Genomic DNA, 19,203 nt, shown 5'->3' with positions numbered 1-19,203 from the left:
TGACTCCGGTTACGGCCGGGTCAACCTCCGTGACTCGGCTTCCGGCGCTGGACGTACAGGCGGTCGCCTTCCGGGCCGGTCCATTCCATCCGCACGACGCCCGGCACGGCCGCGTCGGCCACGCGCGACGGGTCGGCCCAGTAGCCGAAGTTCGGGTTGCGGAAGAACGTCGCCCACACGTGCCCGCCGTGGTCCACGAAGACGTTGTTGTGGCCGGCGCCGACCCCAGCGGTCCACCGCTGCGAGTACGGTCCCTCGAAACGGTCCGACACGGCGACGATCGCGTCGTACTGGTACTGCGCGCGGCCGGGGCCAGGCGGGTCGTAGGCGTACCGGGTGCCGCCGTCGGGGTTCGTCGACATCCGGTTCCACGCGGCGTGGAGGAGGTAGTACCTGCCGCCGTGCTTGAACACGTAGGCGCCCTCAAGATACGGCTCGGGCGAGTAGGGCGTCTGCTGGAACTGCGGGAGGTTCGTGGTCGGGACGATGTCCTCCATGTCGTCCCGGAACTTCGCGTAGAAGTTGTTGTGCAGCACGAGCCACGCGTCGTCGCCCTCGGTGTAAAGGCCGCCGTCAATGTGGTGATAGGCGCCCGGCTCGATGAATTTCGGCCCGCCGACGAGAGGGTCACCGAAGGGCTTGTCGTGGTTGCCCTCGACCAGCCGGTACGGGCCCTCGATCCCGCCCTCGCTCACGAGCATGAACGAGCCGACCTTCCGGGAGTGGTCGCCCATGCACGCGACGATGTACCACGTGTCGCGGAAGTAGTGGAGTTCCGGGGCCCATGCCTGGCCGCGCTTGCCGAACTGGGCGTCGTACCAGTACTCCTGCCACGGGGCCACAACCGTGCGCCCGGGGCGGTTCTCCCCCACGAACTCGGGCGACCACACCTTGCCGCGCTCGGCGCCGGGCCGGACGCCGGTGGTGTCGGCCAGCTTCCACGGTCCCCGCAGGGACGACGAGGTCCACACGAAGATGCCGTCGTTCCAGGGGGCGGCCGCTTCGAGCCCGGGCACCCGGGTGGTGCCCGTGGCGACGTACAGCGGACGGCCCTCGACGACGAAGCAGTTGACATAGGTGTCGCGCATCCAGACCTGGCCGCGTTCCTCGTCGCGGGGACGCAGTTCGAGCGGGAGCACGAAGGAGTTGTCCTCGCGCGGCCACAGGTCCAGCCGGGTGTCCGCGAGGCCGTAGGGCTCCAGGGCCGGCCAGTTCGACGGGTACCGCCGCGCGGCGCCGGCCACCGATGACGCCGGTGCGGCCTGCGCCGTCGCGGCGGGCAGCGCCGCCGCCCCCAGGATGCCGGCGGCGCCCGCCAGCAAGGATCGCCGGTCGATGTTCCTCATCGGTCATCTCCTCCACTACCGCGCGGGACGCCGGTGCCCCGCGCGCAAGGAAACGCTAGTGACAAAGATTTCGTCACTGAATAGACGGCAAAACGATTCTCGAAACGCCTTCGCTTAAGTCAATGACGCTGTCAGGAAACGGTGCGGAATCCGGCATTCGCCATCGACGAATCCGGGGTGTTCGCCGACCGCGCCGAATTGCGGTAGCGGTTGCAGTAGGAGTCATGGCACAGGAACGAACCCCCGCGCAGCACCCGCGCCGTGCCGCGAAGCGGGCCGCTCGGGTCGGCGGGCGGCGCGTAGGCGTAGTAGTCGGGCGCGTACCAGTCCGCGCACCACTCCCACACGTTCCCCACCGTCTGCCAGAGCCCGTACGCGTTGGGCGCGTACGCGCGGACCGGAGCGGTGGTCAGGTGGCCGTCGGCCATGGTGTTCTCCGTGGGGAAGACCCCCTGCCAGATGTTCACCCGCCACTCGTCCTCGGGCAGGTCGTCGCCCCAGGGGTAGCGGGCGCCGTCGAGGCCGCCCCTGCTGGCGTACTCCCATTCGGCTTCCGTGGGAAGGCGCCGGCCCGCCCACGAGCAGTACGCGACGGCGTCGTTCCAGCTCACGTGGACCACGGGATGGTCGGGCTCCGCCGACGACAGGGCGCCGCCGGGGTGCCGCCAGTCGGCGCCGCGCACGCCGACCCACCACGGGGTGCCGGGCACGGGGCCCATCACGTCGCCGGGGCGGGCGCGCAGGGCCAGGTGGAACACGGCGGAGAAGCCGTACTCCTCCGCCTCGGTCCGATATCCGGTCGCCTCGGCGAAGGCCGCGAAGTCGGCCGTGGTCACGGCGGTGGCGTCGATGGAGAACGGCGACACCGTGACCCGGTGGACGGGTGTCTCCCCGTCGCCCGGGTTGCCGTCGCCGGTGGCGTCGCCCATCATGAACGCGCCGCCGGGCAGCCGGACCTGCTCGATGCCGTGCCGGCCCCGCGCCGCGAATCGCGCGGCCGGCTCCCTGGGCGGGCCCGGCGTCGCGGGTGTGCAGCAGCTTCCCGACACCTCAGATCCCTTCGGGCAGCGGCTGGCCGTGATGCGGCTCGTCGCCGAGGGCCACCTGGGCGCGGTACATGCGCACCTTCATCTCCTCGCGGACCGCGCGGTACGCCGGGTCGTGATAGACGTTGCGCAGCTCGTCCGGGTCCGTCTCCAGGTCGTACAGCTCCCATTCGCCGCTGTAGGTGAACGGGCCCGTGCCGGGAAGGCCCATGCCGTCGTTGTAGAAATAGATGATCTTGTAGCGGGAGGTCCGGTAGCCGTAGTGGGCCGGCGCCTTGTGGAAGACGTCGTCGTGCTCCCAGTAGCGGTAGTACATCCCCTCCGCGGGCGGCGGGCCCGGTTCGCCGGTCAGGTCGGCCAGGAAGCTGCGGCCCTGCATCCGCGGGTGGTGCGGCACCCCCGCCGCGTCCAGCACGGTCTGGGCGAAGTCCACGTTGGTGACGATCCCGGTGTGGACCTGGCCCGCCGGGATCCGCCGCGGGTAGCTCAGCACGAGCGGCATCCGCAGCGACTCCTCGTACATGAAACGCTTGTCGAACCAGCCGTGGTCTCCCAGGAAGAAACCCTGGTCGGAGCAGTACATCAGGAGCGTGTCGGCGAAGTCCCCGCGCGCGCGGAGCCAGTCGACGACCCGGCCCACGTTGTCGTCGACCGACGCGACGACGGCCAGGTAGTCCTCCATGTACCTCTGGTACTTCCACAGCGCCGTCTCCTCGGGGGACAGCCCCTCGGGCGGGTCCTGCTTGAGGTCCTCGGCGTTCAGGTGCTCGGCGATCCGCATCGCCGCGCGACGGGCCGACGAGGAGCGCGTCGCGTGGTCGTCGGTGAACGTGGCGGGCACCGGGATGGGGTCGGTGTACGTCCCGGCGTGCTTCTCGTCGGGCTCCCACGGGCGGTGCGGCGCCTTGTGGTAGATCAGCAGGCACCACGGGTCGTCGCCGTCGAGCCCGTCCGCCCAGGCCAGCGCCATGTCCGTGATGAGGTCGGTGGCGTAGCCGGGGACGGTGCGCAGGCCGTCCTCGGACAGGAACGAGGGGTCGACGTACTCCCCCTGCTCGATCAGCACGTCCCAGTAGTCGAACCCCTGCGGGTCATGACCTGGGCCGTCGCCCATGTGCCACTTGCCGACGACGGCGGTGCGGTAGCCGGCGGCCTTGAGCCGGCTCACGAACGTCGGCTGCGCGGCGTCGATCGGTGTGACCAGCGTCGTGACCCCGTTGACGTGCGAGTACGTGCCGGTCAGGATGCTGGCCCGGCTCGGCGAGCACAGCGCGTTGGTCGCGAAGCAGTTGTCGAACCGGGCGCCGAGCGCCGCGATCTCGTCGATCCGCGGCGTCCGGTTCACCACCGACCCGTACGCGCCGACGGCGTGCGCGGCGTGGTCGTCGGTGAGGATCATGACGATGTTGGGGCGTCTCATCGGCGTCACCGATAGGTGGCCTCGTCGAGCCCGCTCATCGTCGGGTCGTAGGAGACGTCCCCGACGTCGTACATCGACGTCATCCAGTGGTAGAAGTTGTCGCCCCGGTCGCGCAGCACCTGGTACAGCCGCCGCATGAGCCGCCCGCGCACCGCCTCCATCTCCGGATGGCCGTAGACGTTGAGCAGCTCGTCGGGGTCGGTGAACAGGTCGTACAGCTCGTTCGTGGAGTCCGGGTTGACGACCAGCTTGTAGCGGTCGGTCCGGATCATGCGCTGCGGGTACGGGAAGTGGTGGCCGTGGAACTCGCAGACGATGTCCTGCTCCCACGCCACCTCGCCGGCGGACGCGAGCGGCACGAGGCTGCGCGAGTCGACGGCGGGCGCGGGGTCGATCCCGGCGAGTTCGAGGATGGTGGCCGTGCAGTCGAGCAGGCTGACGAACTCCGTGCGGACGAGGCCGGGCTGCTGGCCCGGGACGCGCAGGATGCCGGGCGTACGGTAGATGTCCTCGTACATCGCCGGGCCCTTGTCGTGCAGGCGATGGGCGCCGGTGAACTCGCCGTGGTCGCAGGTGAAGAACACGGCCGTGTCGTCGGCCAGGCCGAGGCGCCGCATGGCGTCCATGACCCGCCCGATCTGGGCGTCGATGAGCGCGACGTAGCCCCAGTAGACGGCGATGAGCTTGCGCGTCACCTCCAGCGGCATGGTGTCGAAGGTCCAGTGCGCGCTGTAGTTGGCCTGCACCGGCGGCTTGCCCGCGAAGGTCTCCGCGATCGACTTGGGTAGTTCGACCAGTTCGGGGTCGAACATGTCGAAATACTCGTCCGGCACGATGTACGGCAGGTGCGGGCCGAAGAGGTTGAGCTGCAGGAAGAACGGCTCGGGCGCGGCCGCGTACCGTTCGAGCATCTCGATCGCCCGTGTCGCCAGGTAGTGCTCGAACGTCGCCTCGACCGGCTGGCGCAGCCGCGCGGCGAGGAGGTTGCCCGGTCCGCCGTTGGGCAGTGTCCCGCGGATGTGGTCGTGGATCTCGTACGGCGGCAGGCCGTTGGCCGCCAGGTAGTCGAGGTAGTCGGGATGGTCGACGGGGTTGTGCCAGCCCGGCAGGTCGGGCCCGTCGAACCCGAAGTCGGCCGCCCGCCGGTGGTGACCGACGTGCCACTTGCCGATGAGCCCGCAGTTGTAGCCGGCGTCGCGCAGCGCTCCGGAGAAGCTCCACTGGTCGTCGGGCAGATCCTCCAGGTAGCCGACATTGCGCTCGTGGTTGGCGAGCAGCTTGTGCCGGAACGGCGCCTGCCCGGTGAGCAGGCTCGCCCGCGCCGGCGTGCAGATCGCCGTGGGGGTGTACCAGCGGTCGAAGCGGGTCCCGGTCCGGGCCAGCTCGTCGAGGACCGGGGTGGCGGCCAGCCGGTTCCCGTAGGCGCCCAGGGTGTCGGCCCGGTGCTGGTCGGTCATCAGGAAGAGGATGTTCACTTGGCGGCGCCCGTGAACAGATCGCCGGTGTAGTAGGTCTTCGGGTCGACGGCCCCCGTGAGCTTGCCGGCGCCGGTGAAGTAGTCGTTCATGCCCTTCAGCCACTTGTCGATGGTTCCGTCCTTGGTGTAGCCGTCCAGCTCGGACAGCGACAGCACCTTGGAGTTGGCGGCGTCGGCCTTCACCTGCTCGGGCGGCTGCTTGAGCATCTTGGCGGTGGCGGCGATCGTCTCGTCGAGGTGGTCGCTGCGGTACTGGATGGCGTCGCGGAGCACGGCGACGACCTTCTCGGCCTTGGCGCGATCCTTCGTGACGACGTCGTTGCCGGCGACGAACGCGGTCGGGAACGACACCGTGTCGGCGAAGTCCTCGTTCCTGGCCAGCTCGACCAGGTCCGGGACGGTCTTCTTGATGGTGCCGACGGCCGGGTACCAGAAGCCCGCCGCGTCGATCTGCTTGGACGTGAACGCCGACACGATCGTGGACGCGTCCATGGGGACGATCTTGACGTCGTCCTTGGTCATCCCGGCCTTGCGCAGCGCGAGGGTGAGGATCATGTCGCCAGAGGTGCCCTCGGGCACGCCGATGGTCTTGCCCTTCAGGGCGGCCATGCTCGTCGTACCGGCCTGCGCGATGACGCGGTCGGCGTTGCCGAGCGTGTTCATCGCGACGACCTTGGCCTTGCCGGTGGCGGGCAGCCACATGGCGCCGGGGCCGATGTAGCCAAAGTCGAGATCGCCGGTGCCCAACGCCTGGATCTGCAGCGGGCCGTTGGTGAAGACGCTGGTCTTGACGTCGATCCCGTGCTTCTTCCACAGGCCCTGGGCGTCGGCGACGGCGACGGCGAGCAGGCTGGCGCCGTTGAAGTCGGCGATGTAGCCGAAGTCCACATGGGCGGCGCCGTCCGCGCCGCCGGAACCGTCCGACGAGCAGGCGGTCGCCGACAGCGCCATGACGGCGACCGAGACGGCGGCGAAGGTCTTTCTCATTGCGCGGGCTCCTTGATCTGCCGCTGGTGGTACACGGAATGCCAGACGCGGTTGCGCAGCGCCCCGAACTCGGGGCTCAGCCTCATGTCCTCGTCGCGTGGATAGGAGAGGTCGACGTCGATGACCTCGACGATCCGGCCGGGGCGGGCGCCCATGACGACCACCCGGTTGGCGAGGAACACCGCCTCGTCGACGTCGTGGGTGATGAACATGACCGTGCGCCGGTCCTTGCTCCAGGTCTCCAGGAGCTGCTCCTGGAGCCGCACCCGGGTCAGCGCGTCCAGCGCGCCGAAGGGTTCGTCCATGAGCAGGATCGACGGGTTCACCGCGTACGCGCGGGCGATCGCGCAGCGCTGCTTCATGCCTCCCGAGAGCGTCTTGGGCAGCGCGTCGGCGAACTGCTCCAGGCCGACCAGGCGGATGAAGTGCTCGGCCCGCCGCCGCTCGTCGCCGGGAACCTTCGCGGTGCGCATGCCGAACTCGACGTTCTCGCGGACGGTCAGCCACGGGAACAGGGCGTACTGCTGGAAGATGACGCCGCGCTCCGGGCCCGGGCCGGAGACCGGCTTCCCGTCCACCAGCGCGGTGCCGCCGGTGGGCTTCTCCAGTCCGGCCAGGATGTTGAGCAGCGTGCTCTTGCCGCAGCCGGAGGGGCCGACGACGGTCACGAACTCGTTGTCGGCGATGTCGAGCGAGACGCCGCCCAGGGCGACGAACTCCTCGTTCCCGACGGGGAAGATCTTCTCGACGTCGCGTACGGAGATCTTGGGAGTGCTCATCGGTTCTCCTGCCAGGCCGTCAGCTTGCCGCCGGCGAGCATGAGCAGCCGGTCCATGATCAGGCCGAGGACCCCGATCGTGATGATGCCGACGAAGATGGTCGGCAGGTCGTAGTAGAGCTGCGCGCTCTGCATCCGGTGCCCGAGCCCCGCCTGGGCGGCCAGCAGCTCGGCGGCCACCAGCGTCCCCCACGCCGAGCCGAGCCCGACCCGCATGCCGACGAGGATGAACGGCGTCGAGGCCGGCACCACGACGCGGGCGAAGATCGTTCCGTCCCCGGCTCCGAGCACCCGGCCGGCGTTGATGAGCGTCCTGTCCACGCTCACCACGCCCTGGTACGTCGAGATGACGCAGGCCAGGAACGCCGCCAGGAAGATGACGAAGATCTTCGGGCTTTCCCCGATGCCCATCAGGACCAGCACCAGGGGCAGCATCGCCAGCGGCGGGATGGTGCGGAAGAACTGGATCCACGGCTCGAACAGGCCGCGGGCGACCGTGTACCACCCCATGACGAAGCCGACCAGGACGGCGGCCACCGAGCCGAGGACGAACCCGGCCAGCACGCGCCCGAGGGAGGCGCCGACGTCGGTGACCAGCGTGCCGTCCTGGATCATCGTCCAGCCGGCCGCGACGACCTCGGCCGGGGACGGGAACTGGAGCCCCGCCAGGGACAGCCCCCACCAGATCGTCACCCCGGCCACCACCGAGACGGTGTTGAGCACCAGGAAGGTCCGGCTCTTGCGCGTCCGGGGCGTCGCGGCTCTGGTGGCGTCCGCATTGATCACGGCCACTGTCGGCCTCCGTCCGTCGTGACGTTCGCCTCGTATCCGGCGAGCAGGGGGGATTCGTGGAAAAGGGCCGCGATGGCCCCGAGCGCCCCGCTCTCGTCCGAGAGCAGGGCCGGTCTGATCACCGGCGCCGCGTCGGTCAGCCACGACAGCTCGTAGGTGACCGTCGACCTGACCTGCCGGATCAGGGCGGGGGCGATCTCGACGATGTCGCCGCCGAGCACGATCTCGCTCGGGTTGAGCGTCATGGCGGCGGTGCCGAGCATCCGGCCGACCGCCGTGCCCGCCTCACGGAGCACCTCGTCGACGACCGGGTGCGCGATGTCCACGGCGGCCTTGAGCTCGTCGAGGGAGTCCATGGGCACGCCGAGCCGCCGGCACCGCCCGAGGATGGCCGGGACCGACGCCACGGTCTCGACGCAGCCGCGCTTGCCGCACCGGCACTGGTCGCCGCCCGGGACGGCGGTCACGTGGCCGAGCTCGCCCGCGTACCCCTTGGAGCCGCGCGCGAGCTGGCCACCGACCACCAGCCCGCCGCCCACGCCGTCGGACAGGCGCAGGTAGATGAGGTCGCGCACGGAGTCGGACTGGGCGTGCAACGCCTCGGCCAGCCCGGCGAAGCGGACGTTGTTGTCCACGATCACCGCGGCGTGGAACCGCTCGGCGAACACCTCCGCCACGCCGTCGGCGCGCGAGCGGTCGCCCCAGCCGGGCACACCGACCCCGATGGCCTGGAGCGCGCCGTAGTGGACGCCGGTGTCGGTGCTGAGCCGCTCGATCAGGGCCAGCCCGGCGTCGAGGCGCTCGGGCCACTGCGCCGACTCCTCGTAGCGCGACGTCCCGGACGCGATGATGTCGTGCGCCGCGTCGGCCACCAGGACGTTCACGCGGCGATGGCCGAAGTCGACGCCCATGTACTGCCCGGAGGCCGGGTCCAGCGCGAGCCGCTCGGCCGGCCGGCCGCTGCCCACGCGTGCGACCGCGTCGGTGTCGACGACCCGGATCACGCCGCGGCCGAGCAGGTCACCGGTGATCTCGGAGACCGTGGTCCGGGACAGGCCGACCCGCGCCGCGATCTCGTTGCGGCTCTGTGCGCCGTGCTGGCGCAGTACGCGCAGCACTCGCTCCTCGTGGGAGCGGCGGACGAGCGCGTGCACTCCGTTGGGCGTCGTTGACACGCAGGAAACGTAAGCTTCGTCCCTTTTTTACGTCAACCTTCCGGCAGAAAGAATCGAGGAATCCGCCAGATCCTTGACGGAAGTCTCCGATCAGCGGGAACGCTCCGCCATGAACCCCTCTAAGGTGATGATCATGCAGCGGCTGGTGCTTTTCGACCTGGACAACACGCTCGTCGATCGGCTGGACGCCTTCCGGCGCTGGGTCGGGGAGTTCGCCGAGCGGCGGGGGCTGGACGACGGGGCCGCCGAGTGGATGGTGCGGCTGGACGGTGACGGCAGCCTGCCGATGGACGTCTTCTTCGCCCGGGTGCGGGAACGGTTCTCGCTGGCGGAGCCCGTCGAGGAGCTGTGGGCGGCGTACCGGGCCGGGATGCCGCGGCTCGTGGTGTGCCGGGAGCCGGTGCTGCGGGCGCTGGAGGGCCTGCGGGACGCCGGGTGGCGGATCGGGATCGTGACCAACGGGATGGAGGACAACCAGCTCGGGAAGATCCGGCGGTCCGGGCTGGCCGAGCGGGTGGACGGGTGGGCGATCTCCGGGGCCGAGGGGGTGCGCAAGCCGGACCCCCGGTTGTTCGAGATCGCGGCCGAGCGGTGCGGCGCCGGTCTAGGAGTCGGGGGAGGTGAGCGGTGGGTCGTGGGGGACGATCCGGTCAACGACGTCGAGGGGGGACGGACTGCCGGGCTGCGGGTCGTGTGGATCGATCGGGGGGTTCAGGCATGGCCCCCCGGCTTGGCGGCGCCCGGCCATGTGGTCGCTGACGTCGAGGGAGCTGTGGGCGTCATCACCGGGCCGTGACACCGGCGCCGGGTCCACGTATGTGGAGGCTTCCCTCCGTACCGTGAGGGGCGGGGGTGAGGCGGGTGGAGTCGCGGGCCGGGCGGGCGGTGCTGCCGCTGTCGTTGACGCTGGTGAGCGGCATGCTGGACGCCGTCTCCTACCTGGGCCTCGGGCACGTGTTCGTGGCCAACATGACGGGCAACGTCGTCGTCCTCGGCCTGGCCCTCGGGGGTTCGCCGGACTTCTCCACGCCGGGCTGCCTGGTGGCGCTGGCGGGGTTCGTCGGCGGGACGGTGGTGTCCGGCCGGCTGGCCCGGGCCGTGCCGCGCTGGCCGCTGCTGGCGCTGGTCGTGGAGTCCGTGCTGCTGGTGGCGGCCACCGTCGTGGCGTTCGCCGGGCTCACGTCCGGGCGGCGGTTCGCGGTGATCTGCCTGCTGGGGCTGGCGATGGGGCTGCGCACGGCGAGCATCCGGCTCGCCGGGGTGTCGGACCTCACCACCACCGTGATCACCAGCACGCTGGCCGCGCTCGGCGCGCACTCCGCGCTGGCCGGGGGCGACGGGGCCGGCTGGGGGCGGCGGCTCGGCGCCGTCCTCCTGCTGCTGGCGGGCGCGGGCGGCGGCGCGTGGCTGATCCTGCGCTGGGGAGCGGGCGTCACGCTGGCGGTGGCCGTCGGGATCCAGGGCGTCGCGGGCGGCGCGTACGCCTACCTGTCCCGGCGTCACTCCTAGAACACGTCTACAGGTACGTGGTGAACCACGCCGTCGCGAGGCGGGCGACCTCGTCCAGGGCGCCGGGCTCCTCGAACAGGTGCGTCGCCCCCGGCACGACCTCCAGCCGCTTCTGCCCCGCCAGCCGTTCCATCGCCTGCCGGTTGAGGTCGAGGACCAGCGGGTCGGCCCCGCCGACGATCAGCAGGGTGGGCTGGCGGACGCGCCCGAGGCGGTCGCCCGCGAGGTCGGGCCGGCCGCCGCGCGAGACCACCGCGTGCACCCGGTCCGGCAGGGACACGGCGGTCACGAGGGCCGCCGCCGCGCCCGTGCTGGCGCCGAAGAGCCCGGTCGGCAGTCCCTCGGTACGGGCGTCCGTCTGCGCCCAGTCGCTCAGCGCCTCCAGCCGGCGCGCCAGCAGGCCGATGTCGAACCGCAGCTCGCGCGTCACCGTGTCCGCCCGCTCCTCCTCCAGCGTGAGGAGGTCGGCGAGCAGGGTGGCCAGGCCCGCCGCCTGAAGCCGCTCGGCGACGTGCCGGTTGCGCGGGCTGTGGCGGCCGCTGCCGCTGCCGTGGGCGAACAGCACCAGCCCCCTGGGGCGGCCCGCCGGGCCGGGCGGAAGGGCGAGGTCCGCGTCCAGCCTGACCCCGCCGCCCACGGGCACGCGGAGCGCCTCGTTCACGTCGGGCCCTTGACGGGCAGGCCGGAGGCCGCGTCCGGTACGGCGATGTCCATGCGGGCCATCCGCCGGTACCCCGACTCCGGTGGCCGGGCCGGGAGGTCCAGCGACGGCCTGTCCACCTCCCGGTACGGGATCGACGACAGCAGGTGGGAGATCATGTTGATCCGGGCCCGGCGCTTGTCGTCGCTCTCCACCTCGTGCCAGGGCGCCTCCGGGATGTGGGTGTGGACGAGCATCTCGTCCTTGGCCCGGGAGTACTCCTCCCAGCGGATGAACGACTGGAGGTCCATCTCCGACAGCTTCCAGCGCCGCATCGGGTCCTCCAGCCGGTCGCGGAAGCGGCGCTCCTGCTCGGCGTCGCTGACCGAGAACCAGTACTTGCGCAGCAGGACGCCGTCCTCCACCAGCAGCCGCTCGAAGATGGGGCACTGGTGGAGGAAGCGGGTGTACTCCTCCTGCGTGCAGAAGCCCATGACCCGTTCGACGCCGGCCCGGTTGTACCAGCTCCGGTCGAACAGGACGATCTGCCCGGCGGCGGGCAGGTGCTCGACGTAGCGCTGGAAGTACCACTGCGTCCGCTCGCGCTCGGTGGGCGCGGGCAGGGCGACGATGCGCGCGACGCGGGGATTGAGGTACTCGGCGACGCGCTTGATCGTGCCGCCCTTGCCGGCGGCGTCGCGTCCCTCGAAGACGACGACGACCCGCCGGCCCTCGTCGCGCACCCACTCCTGGAGCTTGACGAGCTCGCCCTGCAGCCGGAGGAGCTCCTTCTCGTACGGCTTCCGTCTCAGCTTCCCGGCCGTCTTCGCCATCCGTACCACCTGCCCGCCTCACCTCTCACGTGCCCCGCCGCACCCGGGTGATGCGGCGGGACCGTGACGCGTCAGACGCCGGCGCCGGCCGTGAGCCGGGCCCCGAGGCGCTTGAGCCGGATCCGGGCCTGGGAGCGCAGCGGTTCGAGCACGATCGTGCGGGCGCCCTCCGGCACGTGCCGCAGGTCGTGCGTGATGAGGATCGTGGTGCGCCCGGTCATGAGCCGGCGCAGCGGCTCCATGATGCGGGCGGCCGTGACCTCGTCGAGCCCGGTCATCGGCTCGTCGAGCACGAGCACGGGCGCGTCGCGCACGAGGGCGCGGGCGATGGCGATGCGCTGCCGCTGGCCGCCGGAGAGCTGCCGGCCGCGCTGTCCGACCGGCGTGTCGTACCCGCGGGGCAACGCGGTGATGAAGTCGTGCGCCCCGGCGAGGACGGCGGCCTTGACCACCTCGTCGAACGTGGCGCCGGGACGGCCGTAGGCGATGTTCTCCCGCACGCTGCCGGAGAACAGCATGCTCTCCTGGTGCAGGATCGTGATGGCCTCGCGCAGGGAGGCCCGGGTCAGGTCGCGCAGGTCGACGCCGTCGAGGAGGATCCGGCCCTGGTCGGGGTCGTAGAACCGCAGCAGCAGCTTGGCGAGCGTGGACTTGCCGGCTCCGCTGGGCCCGGTGCACACGATCAGCTCGCCCGGCTCGGCGGTGAGCGACAGGTGCCGCAGCGTCGGCCGGTGGCGGCCCGGGTAGGTGAAGCCGACGTCCTCGAACTCGATCCGTCCGTGGCTGCGCGACACCAGGGTGAGGGCGGTGGCGCGGTCGTTCACGCCGGACCGGGTGTCCAGGATCTCCATGACGCGGTCGGATCCGGCCGCCGCCTCGGACACGGTCAGGGCGATCTCCCCCAGGCTCTGCACGGCCGGGTAGAGCAGCCCCAGGTACGCGGCGAAGGCGAGCAGCCCGCCGATCGTCAGCCGGCCCTCGGCGATCTCCCAGGCGCCGACGCCGAGGATGACGACCATGCAGATGGTCTGCAGGACCTGCACCATCGGCCCGTACAGGCCGGACAGCCGGGCCTGCCACATGTTGGCGCGCAGCCAGCCGCGGCCCTCGCGGTGCAGCCGGCGCGACTCGGTGGTCTGCCGGTTGTACGCCTGGACGAGCGCCTGGTTGGCCAGGCTCTCCTCGATGACGCTGTTCATGGCGCCGTTGCTGAGCCGCTCGTTGGCGGCGGCCACGCGGAACCGTGCGGCGAACACCTTCGACACCAGCAGGAACGCGGGGACCAGCGCCAGGGTGACGAGCGCGAGGTCCCATCGGATGAAGAAGGCCGCGCCGGCGAAGAAGACCACGCTGACGACCGTGGTGAACACCTTGACCAGGCCGGAGCCGACGAGCTGCTCGATGGCCTCGATGTCGTCGGTGAGCCGGGCCATCAGGTCGCCGAGGCGCCGGTTCTCGAAGAAGTCCGGTGACAGGGTCTGCACGTGGGCGAACACCCGGTCGCGCAGGCTCAGCAGGAAGCGTTCGGCGCCGAGCGCGGTGACGTACGACCCGCCGAACGACATGACGCCGGCCACCACCGCGAGGGCCAGCCAGGCGAGCGCCGGCGCCCAGAAGGCGGACAGCACACGGGTGGTGAGCACCTTGTCGGTGATGTGGCCGAACAGCGCGATGGCGGCGACCTCGCAGACCGCCGCCAAGATGGCGAGGACCGTGCCGGCGACGAAGAGCCGGCGCAGTCCCCGCGTTCCCGGCCAGAACTCGCGGAACGTCCGGCGGATGGTCACCGCCGGCGCGAGCGTGGGACGGTCCGTGCGGCCCCCGGGCGAGAAGGAGAGCCGGCGGGAGACCCGCCGGCTCCGAGGTGGATTTACCACCACCATCCTCCGCCGCCGCCCCAGCCGCCGCCGCCGCAGCCTCCCCAGCCGCAGCCGCCGCCCCAGCGCCGGCGCCATCCACAGCCGCCGCCCCAACCGCAGCGGCGACGCCTCCAGCACGGCCCCCAGCCCTGCCGGAATCCATTTGTGGTACCCATAGTCCCCTCCCCCGAGTCGGACTTTCACTGTCAAACCGGACCGTACCACCCATAAGCCGATAAATCACCACTTATCGTGGAGAGCAAATCAGACTTGACCGGGAGGCCCGGTCAAAGAGCCGGTTGCTTAAGGGCGGTAAATCGCCAGCAAAGATCCGGGCGCCATTCCATGCTTCGACCTCGGTTTAGCCGGGACACCCGTGGCCACCTGGGGTTTCGCGCCTCCGCCGGCCCTCCGGCGAGGCGATTAGGCGCCACTTGCAGAATGTTTTTGCGCGCCAATGGTGTTCGTTATACGTGGCCGCGCGGGTATCGGCGCGGAGCCCTCTCCAGGGAACGGCCGGACATGTGCGCGAGAGCGCCTCCCGCGTCCCCTCGCCGAACGTGCCACACCCGCCGGACGCGTCTCCTCGCCCGCGTTCGCCGCCACTCGCCCGAAGCCCCCAGCCCGCACCGCTCCGCGCCCGGCCGCACGGCCCCTCTCCCAGCTCGCGCCTTGACAAATCTTTTTGTCGGTGAAACGCTCAGACTCACCTGAGGAGGTACTCATGAACAAGGTCGTTTCCAGTGACGGCACCGCGATCGCCTACACCCGCGTCGGCCAGGGCCCGCCCGTCGTGCTCGTGGACGGGGCGATGTGCCACCGCGCCTTCGGCCCCAACCCCGCGCTGGCCGAAGCGCTCGCCCGCGACTTCACCGTCTACACCTACGACCGCCGCGGACGCGGCGACAGCGGCGACACTCCCCCGGCCGCCGGCTCGCCGATCGACCCGCGACGCGAGATCGACGACCTGGCCGCACTGGTGGAGGAGGCGGGCGGCGACGTGCGCCTGTACGGCATCTCCTCCGGAGCGGCCCTGGCCCTGGCCGCCGTCGATGCCGGCGTGCCGGTGGCGAAGCTCGCGGTGTACGAGCCGCCGTTCATCGTAGACAGCTCGCGGCCGCCGATCCCGGCCGACTACGAGCAGCACCTGCGGGACCTCGTCGCCGCCGGCCGCCGCTCCGAGGCCATCCGGTACTTCATGCGCGCGGGCGTCGGGCTGCCGGCCGTCATGGTGGCGATGATGCGGTTCATGCCGGCCTGGTCGCGACTGAAGGCCGTGGCCCACACGCTGGCGTACGACGCCGCGTTCGTCACGGCGTACGAGCGGGGCGAGCCGCTGCCGGCGGGATCCTGGGCGGGCGTCACCGTGCCCACGCTGGTGGTCGACGGCGGCAAGAGCCCGGCCTGGATCCGCGACGCCGCCCGGGCGCTGGCCGAGACGCTGCCCGCGGCCCGCCACCGCACCCTGGAGGGGCAGACCCACCAGGTCAAGCCGGCTGCCCTGGCCCCCGTTCTCACGGAGTTCTTCCGCTGACTCGGCCGCATCCCCTCCGACCTGCGGCCGGGAGAGTCTTCACCCGTCGTGTGGGCATAGGGAGCCCATGGCTGAGTTCCTGACCGACATCACCACCATCCGCGAACGGGCCCGCGCCGAGATCGACAAGGGTCCCATCACCGACGCGTACGGCGCCGACCTGGAGCGCGTGATCCAGGTGTGCAACGAGGCCCTGGCCACCGAGCTGGTGTGCGTGCTGCGCTACAAGCGCCACTACTACACCGCCTCCGGGATCCAGTCGGAGTCCGTCGCGCAGGAGTTCCTGGAGCACGCGGGCGAGGAGCAGGAGCACGCGGACAAGCTCGCGGCCCGGATCGTCCAGCTCGGCGGCGAGCCCGACTTCAATCCCGACACGCTCACCGCGCGCGCCCACTCCCAGTACGACGCCAGCCGCGGCCTCATCGACATGATCAAGGAAGACCTCGTGGCCGAGCGGGTCGCCGTCGCCACGTACACCGAGATCATCCAATGGCTGGGCGAGCGCGACATCACGACGCGGCGGGTGTTCGAGGAGCTGCTCGCCAAGGAGGAGGAGCACGCCGACGACATGCAGAGCCTGCTCGAACGCATCCCCCAGAACCCGCCGGCGCCGCCCGTCTGACGGACCGCCGCCCGTCCCACCCCGGTCGTGCGGGCGAGCGGCTCCCCCTCAAGAGGGAGATCGAGGATCGCTCGTCGCGGCGATCCGCTCTGACCAGCGAAATCAGAGGATTACCGAGGTAAGCGCAACGCCCCTTGGAGGTCCTCCGTGAACATCCGCACCGCTTTCGTCGCCGCCCCCCTGCTGATCCTCGCGTACGGGGTGATCCGCATCGCCGACGGGTTCGACGGCGAGAGGGGACCCGGCCTGGCCTGGACGACCGGACATCTGGCCTTCATGGCGGCCCTGGTGTTGTTCGTCCCGATATTTTGGGAGATGAGGCGGCGGCTGGACCGGAACGCGCTCGCCACGGCCGCCGTGGCGACGGGCGTGGCCGGCATCGCCTGCGCGTTCGCCCAGTTCGCCATCGACATCGTCGTGGGCCTCATGGCCGCCGACCACGCGGCGATGGGACCCCTGTTCGACCAGGTCAAGGCCGTGCCGGGAGTGTCGCTGGCCGTCTACGACGCCGGGCCGTTCCTGTTCTACGTCGCGCAGTTCGTGCTCGTCACCCAGCTCGCCGTGCGGCGGCAGGCGCGCGTGTGGACGCCCGTCCTCGTGTTCCTCGACTTCACGCTGCCGATCATCGACCGCGACCTGATCCCGGTCGGCGCCCTCCTGCTGCTGGTCTCGTTCGTGCAGCTCTCCCGCGGCGGCGCGGCGACCCCGCGCCACGCCCTCGCTCATGCCTGAGGCCGTACGCGAGAACGAACAGGTCGTCCGTGAGAACGGGCGGGTCGTCAGCGAGAACGGGCGGGTCGTCAGCGAGAACGGGCGGGTCGTCAGCGGGAAAGGCCGGGCGAGGCGACCTGCCGGGCATGCGGCACACTGGGACGCCGTGACCTCCCCACCGTCGTACCCGCCGTTCGTCGAGGCCGCCCGCCGGCGGCTGGACGAGCTGCCCCACCTGTGGGTCGACGCCGCGCTGACCGCGGTGATCCTGCTGGCGCAGCTCTGGCCGCTGCTGACCGGCCACAGCTCGACCGGGCGCGCGTGGGACTGGTGGGGGTACGCGGTCGCGGCCGGCGCCTCGCTGCCCCTGGTGTGGCGGCGGCGGGCGCCCGTGGCGGCCCTGATCACGAGCCTGTGCGTCGGCGGCCTGTACGACCTGGCCGACGACGTCGCCCGGCAGCCCATCTGGTACGGCGCGACCGTCGCCTTCTACACCGTCGCCGTCTGTTCGCCCCGCTGGAAGCGGCTGGTCATGCTGGTCGTGACGCTCGTCGGCGGCCTGCTGGTGGTCGGCTCGACGGAGACCGCGCTGCGCGGCGTCATCGTGTTCGTCGCCGCGTACGCGGTCGGCCGGGCGACCGCCACGTCCCGCGCGCACGCCGCGGCCCTGGAGGAGCGGGCCGCCCGACTGGAGAGGGAACGCCAGGTGGAGGCCGAACGAGCCGCCGAGCGGGAGCGGGCCCGCATCGCCCGCGACATGCACGACATCCTCGCCCACGCGGTCAGCATCATGGTGGTGCAGGCCGAGGCCGGACCCGTGGTGGTGCGGTCGAACCCGGCGCGCGCCGAGGCCGCGTTCGACGCGATCGCCGCGGCCGGGCGCGACGCGATGACGCAGCTCAGGCGGATGCTCGGCGTGCTGAAGGACGGCGAGGCGCCCAGGGTCCCGCAGCCGACCGTCGACGACCTGCCCGCGCTGGCCGGCCAGGTCACCGGCACCGGCCTCGACGTGACCTTCTCCGCGACCGGAGAGCCGCGGCCGCTCACGCCCGACTCCGCGGTGGCCGCCTACCGGATCACGCAGGAGGCCCTGACCAACACCGTCAAGCACGCCGGCGCGCGCCACGCCGACATCCGGCTCACCTGGGAGGACGACAGCCTCATGATCGAGATCACCGACGACGGGCGGGGCGCGGGCCGTGCGCTGCCCTCGGGCGGCAACGGCCTGATCGGGATGCGCGAGCGCGCCGCCGCGTGCGGCGGCGTCGCCACGGCCGGCCCCCGCCAGGACGGGCCGGGCTACCGGGTGTCGGTACGGCTTCCGGTGGCGGGCTCGTGAGCGACGGAAACGGCACAGGAGAGAGTACGACCGTGAGCGACCGCATCAGGATCGTGGTGGCCGACGACCAGGAACTGGTCCGGGGCGGCTTCGCGATGATCCTCGACGCCCAGCCGGACATCGACGTGGTCGCCGAGGCCGGCGACGGCGCCGCGGCCGTCGCGGCGGTGCGCGAGCACGACCCCGACGTGCTCCTGCTCGACATCCGCATGCCCCGCATGGACGGCATCGAGGCGGCCCGCGTCGTCTGCGCGGAGGCCCGCTGCCGGGTGCTCATGCTGACGACGTTCGACCACGACGACTACGTCTACGACGCGCTGCGGGCCGGGGCCAGCGGCTTCCTGCTCAAGGACGTCCGCCGCGACGACCTGGTCAACGCCGTGCGGGTGGTCGCCGGGGGCGAGTCGCTGCTGGCGCCCCAGGTCACCACGCGGCTGATCTCGGCGTTCACGTCCCGCCCGGCCGCCCGGCCCGCCGAGGCGCTGGGCGTCCTGACCGCGAGGGAGCGCGAGACCCTGCAGCTCATCGCCCGCGGGCTGTCCAACGCGGAGATCGCGGAGGCGATGGTGGTGAGCGAGCACACCGTGAAGACGCACGTCAGCAACGTGCTGTCCAAGCTCGGCCTGCGCGACCGGGTCCAGGCCGTCATCGCCGCCTACGAGTCCGGGCTGGCCGTTCCGGGCGCGTGAGGCGAAGACGAGCGGGTAGGCGGCCCGTATGAGCGTTGACTCCGAGAACTATGACGCCGACCTGCTCTGGGAGGAGTTCCACGGAGTGGTGAACATGACCTCCGAGGAGCTGCGGGCCCACCTGCTGGCCGACGCCGCCGAAGAGGACGTCACCCTTCCTTCCAGGAGCGACCTGGGGCTCGACGAGCTGGGGCGCGGCGTCCTGCACGTGCTGGCCAAGCGGAAGACCGATCTCACCAAGGACGACCTCGACACCATGCGCCAGGTCGTGGAACTGGTGGAGACCCTGGACAACAGGACGGACGACGAGGCACGGCGGGTCCAGCTCTCCGTGGGTCATGACCCGTTGCGCGCCACCTGACCGGCTCGTCACCGGAGAGGCGCCGAAGGGGCGACTCGTCGTGGCGAATCAGCAAATGGTGGATGGAACACGACCACAGATGGTG

The 19,203-nt window shown here is 71.3% G+C and carries 19 protein-coding genes; 8 read left to right on the top strand and 11 right to left on the bottom strand.

What is annotated here, in order from left to right; translation table 11 throughout:
• Window positions 1-20 precede the first annotated feature (20 nt).
• The 8 genes from HD595_RS21160 to HD595_RS21125 all read right to left on the bottom strand — a co-directional run bounded on the left by HD595_RS21160 (window position 21) and on the right by HD595_RS21125 (window position 9,021).
• Window positions 21-1,346, bottom strand: a complete 1,326-nt coding sequence (locus tag HD595_RS21160) for a family 43 glycosylhydrolase (protein WP_253771583.1) — start codon at window positions 1,344-1,346, stop codon at window positions 21-23.
• A 131-nt stretch (window positions 1,347-1,477) separates the two neighbouring features.
• Window positions 1,478-2,395: a formylglycine-generating enzyme family protein gene (locus tag HD595_RS21155; RefSeq protein ID WP_253771581.1), complete on the bottom strand. Its 918-nt coding sequence runs from the start codon at window positions 2,393-2,395 to the stop codon at window positions 1,478-1,480.
• 1 nt (window position 2,396) lies between these two features.
• Entirely contained in the window at window positions 2,397-3,812 is a 1,416-nt protein-coding gene (locus tag HD595_RS21150; protein ID WP_253771579.1) for a sulfatase family protein, read from the bottom strand.
• A 5-nt stretch (window positions 3,813-3,817) separates the two neighbouring features.
• Window positions 3,818-5,287, bottom strand: coding sequence for a sulfatase family protein (locus HD595_RS21145; RefSeq protein WP_308211201.1), 1,470 nt, complete (start codon window positions 5,285-5,287; stop codon window positions 3,818-3,820).
• The gene (locus tag HD595_RS21140) at window positions 5,284-6,276 is read right to left on the bottom strand and encodes an aliphatic sulfonate ABC transporter substrate-binding protein (RefSeq protein ID WP_253771574.1); all 993 of its coding nucleotides are present in this window, start codon (window positions 6,274-6,276) and stop codon (window positions 5,284-5,286) included. The genes HD595_RS21145 and HD595_RS21140 overlap by 4 nt, the downstream gene beginning before the upstream one ends.
• On the bottom strand, window positions 6,273-7,055 hold the full coding sequence (locus tag HD595_RS21135; protein WP_253771572.1) for an ABC transporter ATP-binding protein: 783 nt from the start codon (window positions 7,053-7,055) through the stop codon (window positions 6,273-6,275). Before HD595_RS21135 ends, HD595_RS21140 begins: the two co-directional genes overlap by 4 nt.
• Complete coding sequence (locus HD595_RS21130; protein WP_253771570.1) at window positions 7,052-7,846, bottom strand: ABC transporter permease; 795 nt, start codon at window positions 7,844-7,846, stop codon at window positions 7,052-7,054. Before HD595_RS21130 ends, HD595_RS21135 begins: the two co-directional genes overlap by 4 nt.
• Window positions 7,837-9,021: an ROK family transcriptional regulator gene (locus HD595_RS21125; protein ID WP_253771569.1), complete on the bottom strand. Its 1,185-nt coding sequence runs from the start codon at window positions 9,019-9,021 to the stop codon at window positions 7,837-7,839. Before HD595_RS21125 ends, HD595_RS21130 begins: the two co-directional genes overlap by 10 nt.
• A gap of 133 nt (window positions 9,022-9,154) precedes the next feature.
• On the opposite strand from HD595_RS21125, the gene HD595_RS21120 reads away from it, so the two are divergent.
• Together HD595_RS21120 and HD595_RS21115 are read left to right on the top strand one after the other, a co-directional pair.
• A complete protein-coding gene (locus tag HD595_RS21120) occupies window positions 9,155-9,817 on the top strand; it encodes an HAD family hydrolase (protein WP_253771567.1) in 663 nt (220 codons plus the stop codon).
• A gap of 56 nt (window positions 9,818-9,873) precedes the next feature.
• On the top strand, window positions 9,874-10,530 hold the full coding sequence (locus tag HD595_RS21115; protein ID WP_253771565.1) for a YoaK family protein: 657 nt from the start codon (window positions 9,874-9,876) through the stop codon (window positions 10,528-10,530).
• A gap of 7 nt (window positions 10,531-10,537) precedes the next feature.
• Here HD595_RS21115 and HD595_RS21110 read toward each other — a convergent pair whose 3' ends face one another.
• The 3 genes from HD595_RS21110 to HD595_RS21100 all read right to left on the bottom strand — a co-directional run bounded on the left by HD595_RS21110 (window position 10,538) and on the right by HD595_RS21100 (window position 14,000).
• Window positions 10,538-11,191 (bottom strand): dienelactone hydrolase family protein, encoded by a 654-nt coding sequence (locus HD595_RS21110; protein WP_253771563.1) that lies wholly within the window; start codon window positions 11,189-11,191, stop codon window positions 10,538-10,540.
• On the bottom strand, window positions 11,188-12,003 hold the full coding sequence (ppk2, locus tag HD595_RS21105) for a polyphosphate kinase 2 (protein ID WP_253771561.1): 816 nt from the start codon (window positions 12,001-12,003) through the stop codon (window positions 11,188-11,190). The genes HD595_RS21110 and ppk2 overlap by 4 nt, the downstream gene beginning before the upstream one ends.
• A 71-nt stretch (window positions 12,004-12,074) precedes the next feature.
• Complete coding sequence (locus HD595_RS21100; RefSeq protein ID WP_253771559.1) at window positions 12,075-14,000, bottom strand: ABC transporter ATP-binding protein; 1,926 nt, start codon at window positions 13,998-14,000, stop codon at window positions 12,075-12,077.
• Window positions 14,001-14,586: 586 nt separating this feature from the next.
• Between HD595_RS21100 and HD595_RS21095 the strand changes: the two genes are divergently transcribed.
• The 6 genes from HD595_RS21095 (at window position 14,587) to HD595_RS21070 (ending at window position 19,118) form a co-directional block, all read left to right on the top strand.
• Entirely contained in the window at window positions 14,587-15,396 is an 810-nt protein-coding gene (locus tag HD595_RS21095; RefSeq protein ID WP_253771557.1) for an alpha/beta fold hydrolase, read from the top strand.
• A gap of 67 nt (window positions 15,397-15,463) precedes the next feature.
• Window positions 15,464-16,018, top strand: coding sequence for a ferritin-like domain-containing protein (locus HD595_RS21090; protein ID WP_253771555.1), 555 nt, complete (start codon window positions 15,464-15,466; stop codon window positions 16,016-16,018).
• 147 nt (window positions 16,019-16,165) lie between these two features.
• Window positions 16,166-16,750 (top strand): hypothetical protein, encoded by a 585-nt coding sequence (locus HD595_RS21085; RefSeq protein ID WP_253771553.1) that lies wholly within the window; start codon window positions 16,166-16,168, stop codon window positions 16,748-16,750.
• Between the two features lie 145 nt (window positions 16,751-16,895).
• A complete protein-coding gene (locus tag HD595_RS21080; RefSeq protein WP_253771551.1) occupies window positions 16,896-18,068 on the top strand; it encodes a sensor histidine kinase in 1,173 nt (390 codons plus the stop codon).
• 32 nt (window positions 18,069-18,100) lie between these two features.
• Window positions 18,101-18,757, top strand: a complete 657-nt coding sequence (locus HD595_RS21075; protein ID WP_308211200.1) for a response regulator — start codon at window positions 18,101-18,103, stop codon at window positions 18,755-18,757.
• 28 nt (window positions 18,758-18,785) lie between these two features.
• Entirely contained in the window at window positions 18,786-19,118 is a 333-nt protein-coding gene (locus HD595_RS21070) for a DUF3140 domain-containing protein (protein WP_253771549.1), read from the top strand.
• Window positions 19,119-19,203: the final 85 nt, after the last annotated feature.

The organism is Nonomuraea roseoviolacea subsp. carminata, assembly GCF_024172185.1.
Classification (GTDB): Bacteria; Actinomycetota; Actinomycetes; order Streptosporangiales; family Streptosporangiaceae; genus Nonomuraea; species Nonomuraea roseoviolacea.
The sequence above is the reverse complement of the archived record's forward strand: the minus strand, read 5'-3'. Positions and strand labels throughout refer to the sequence as shown.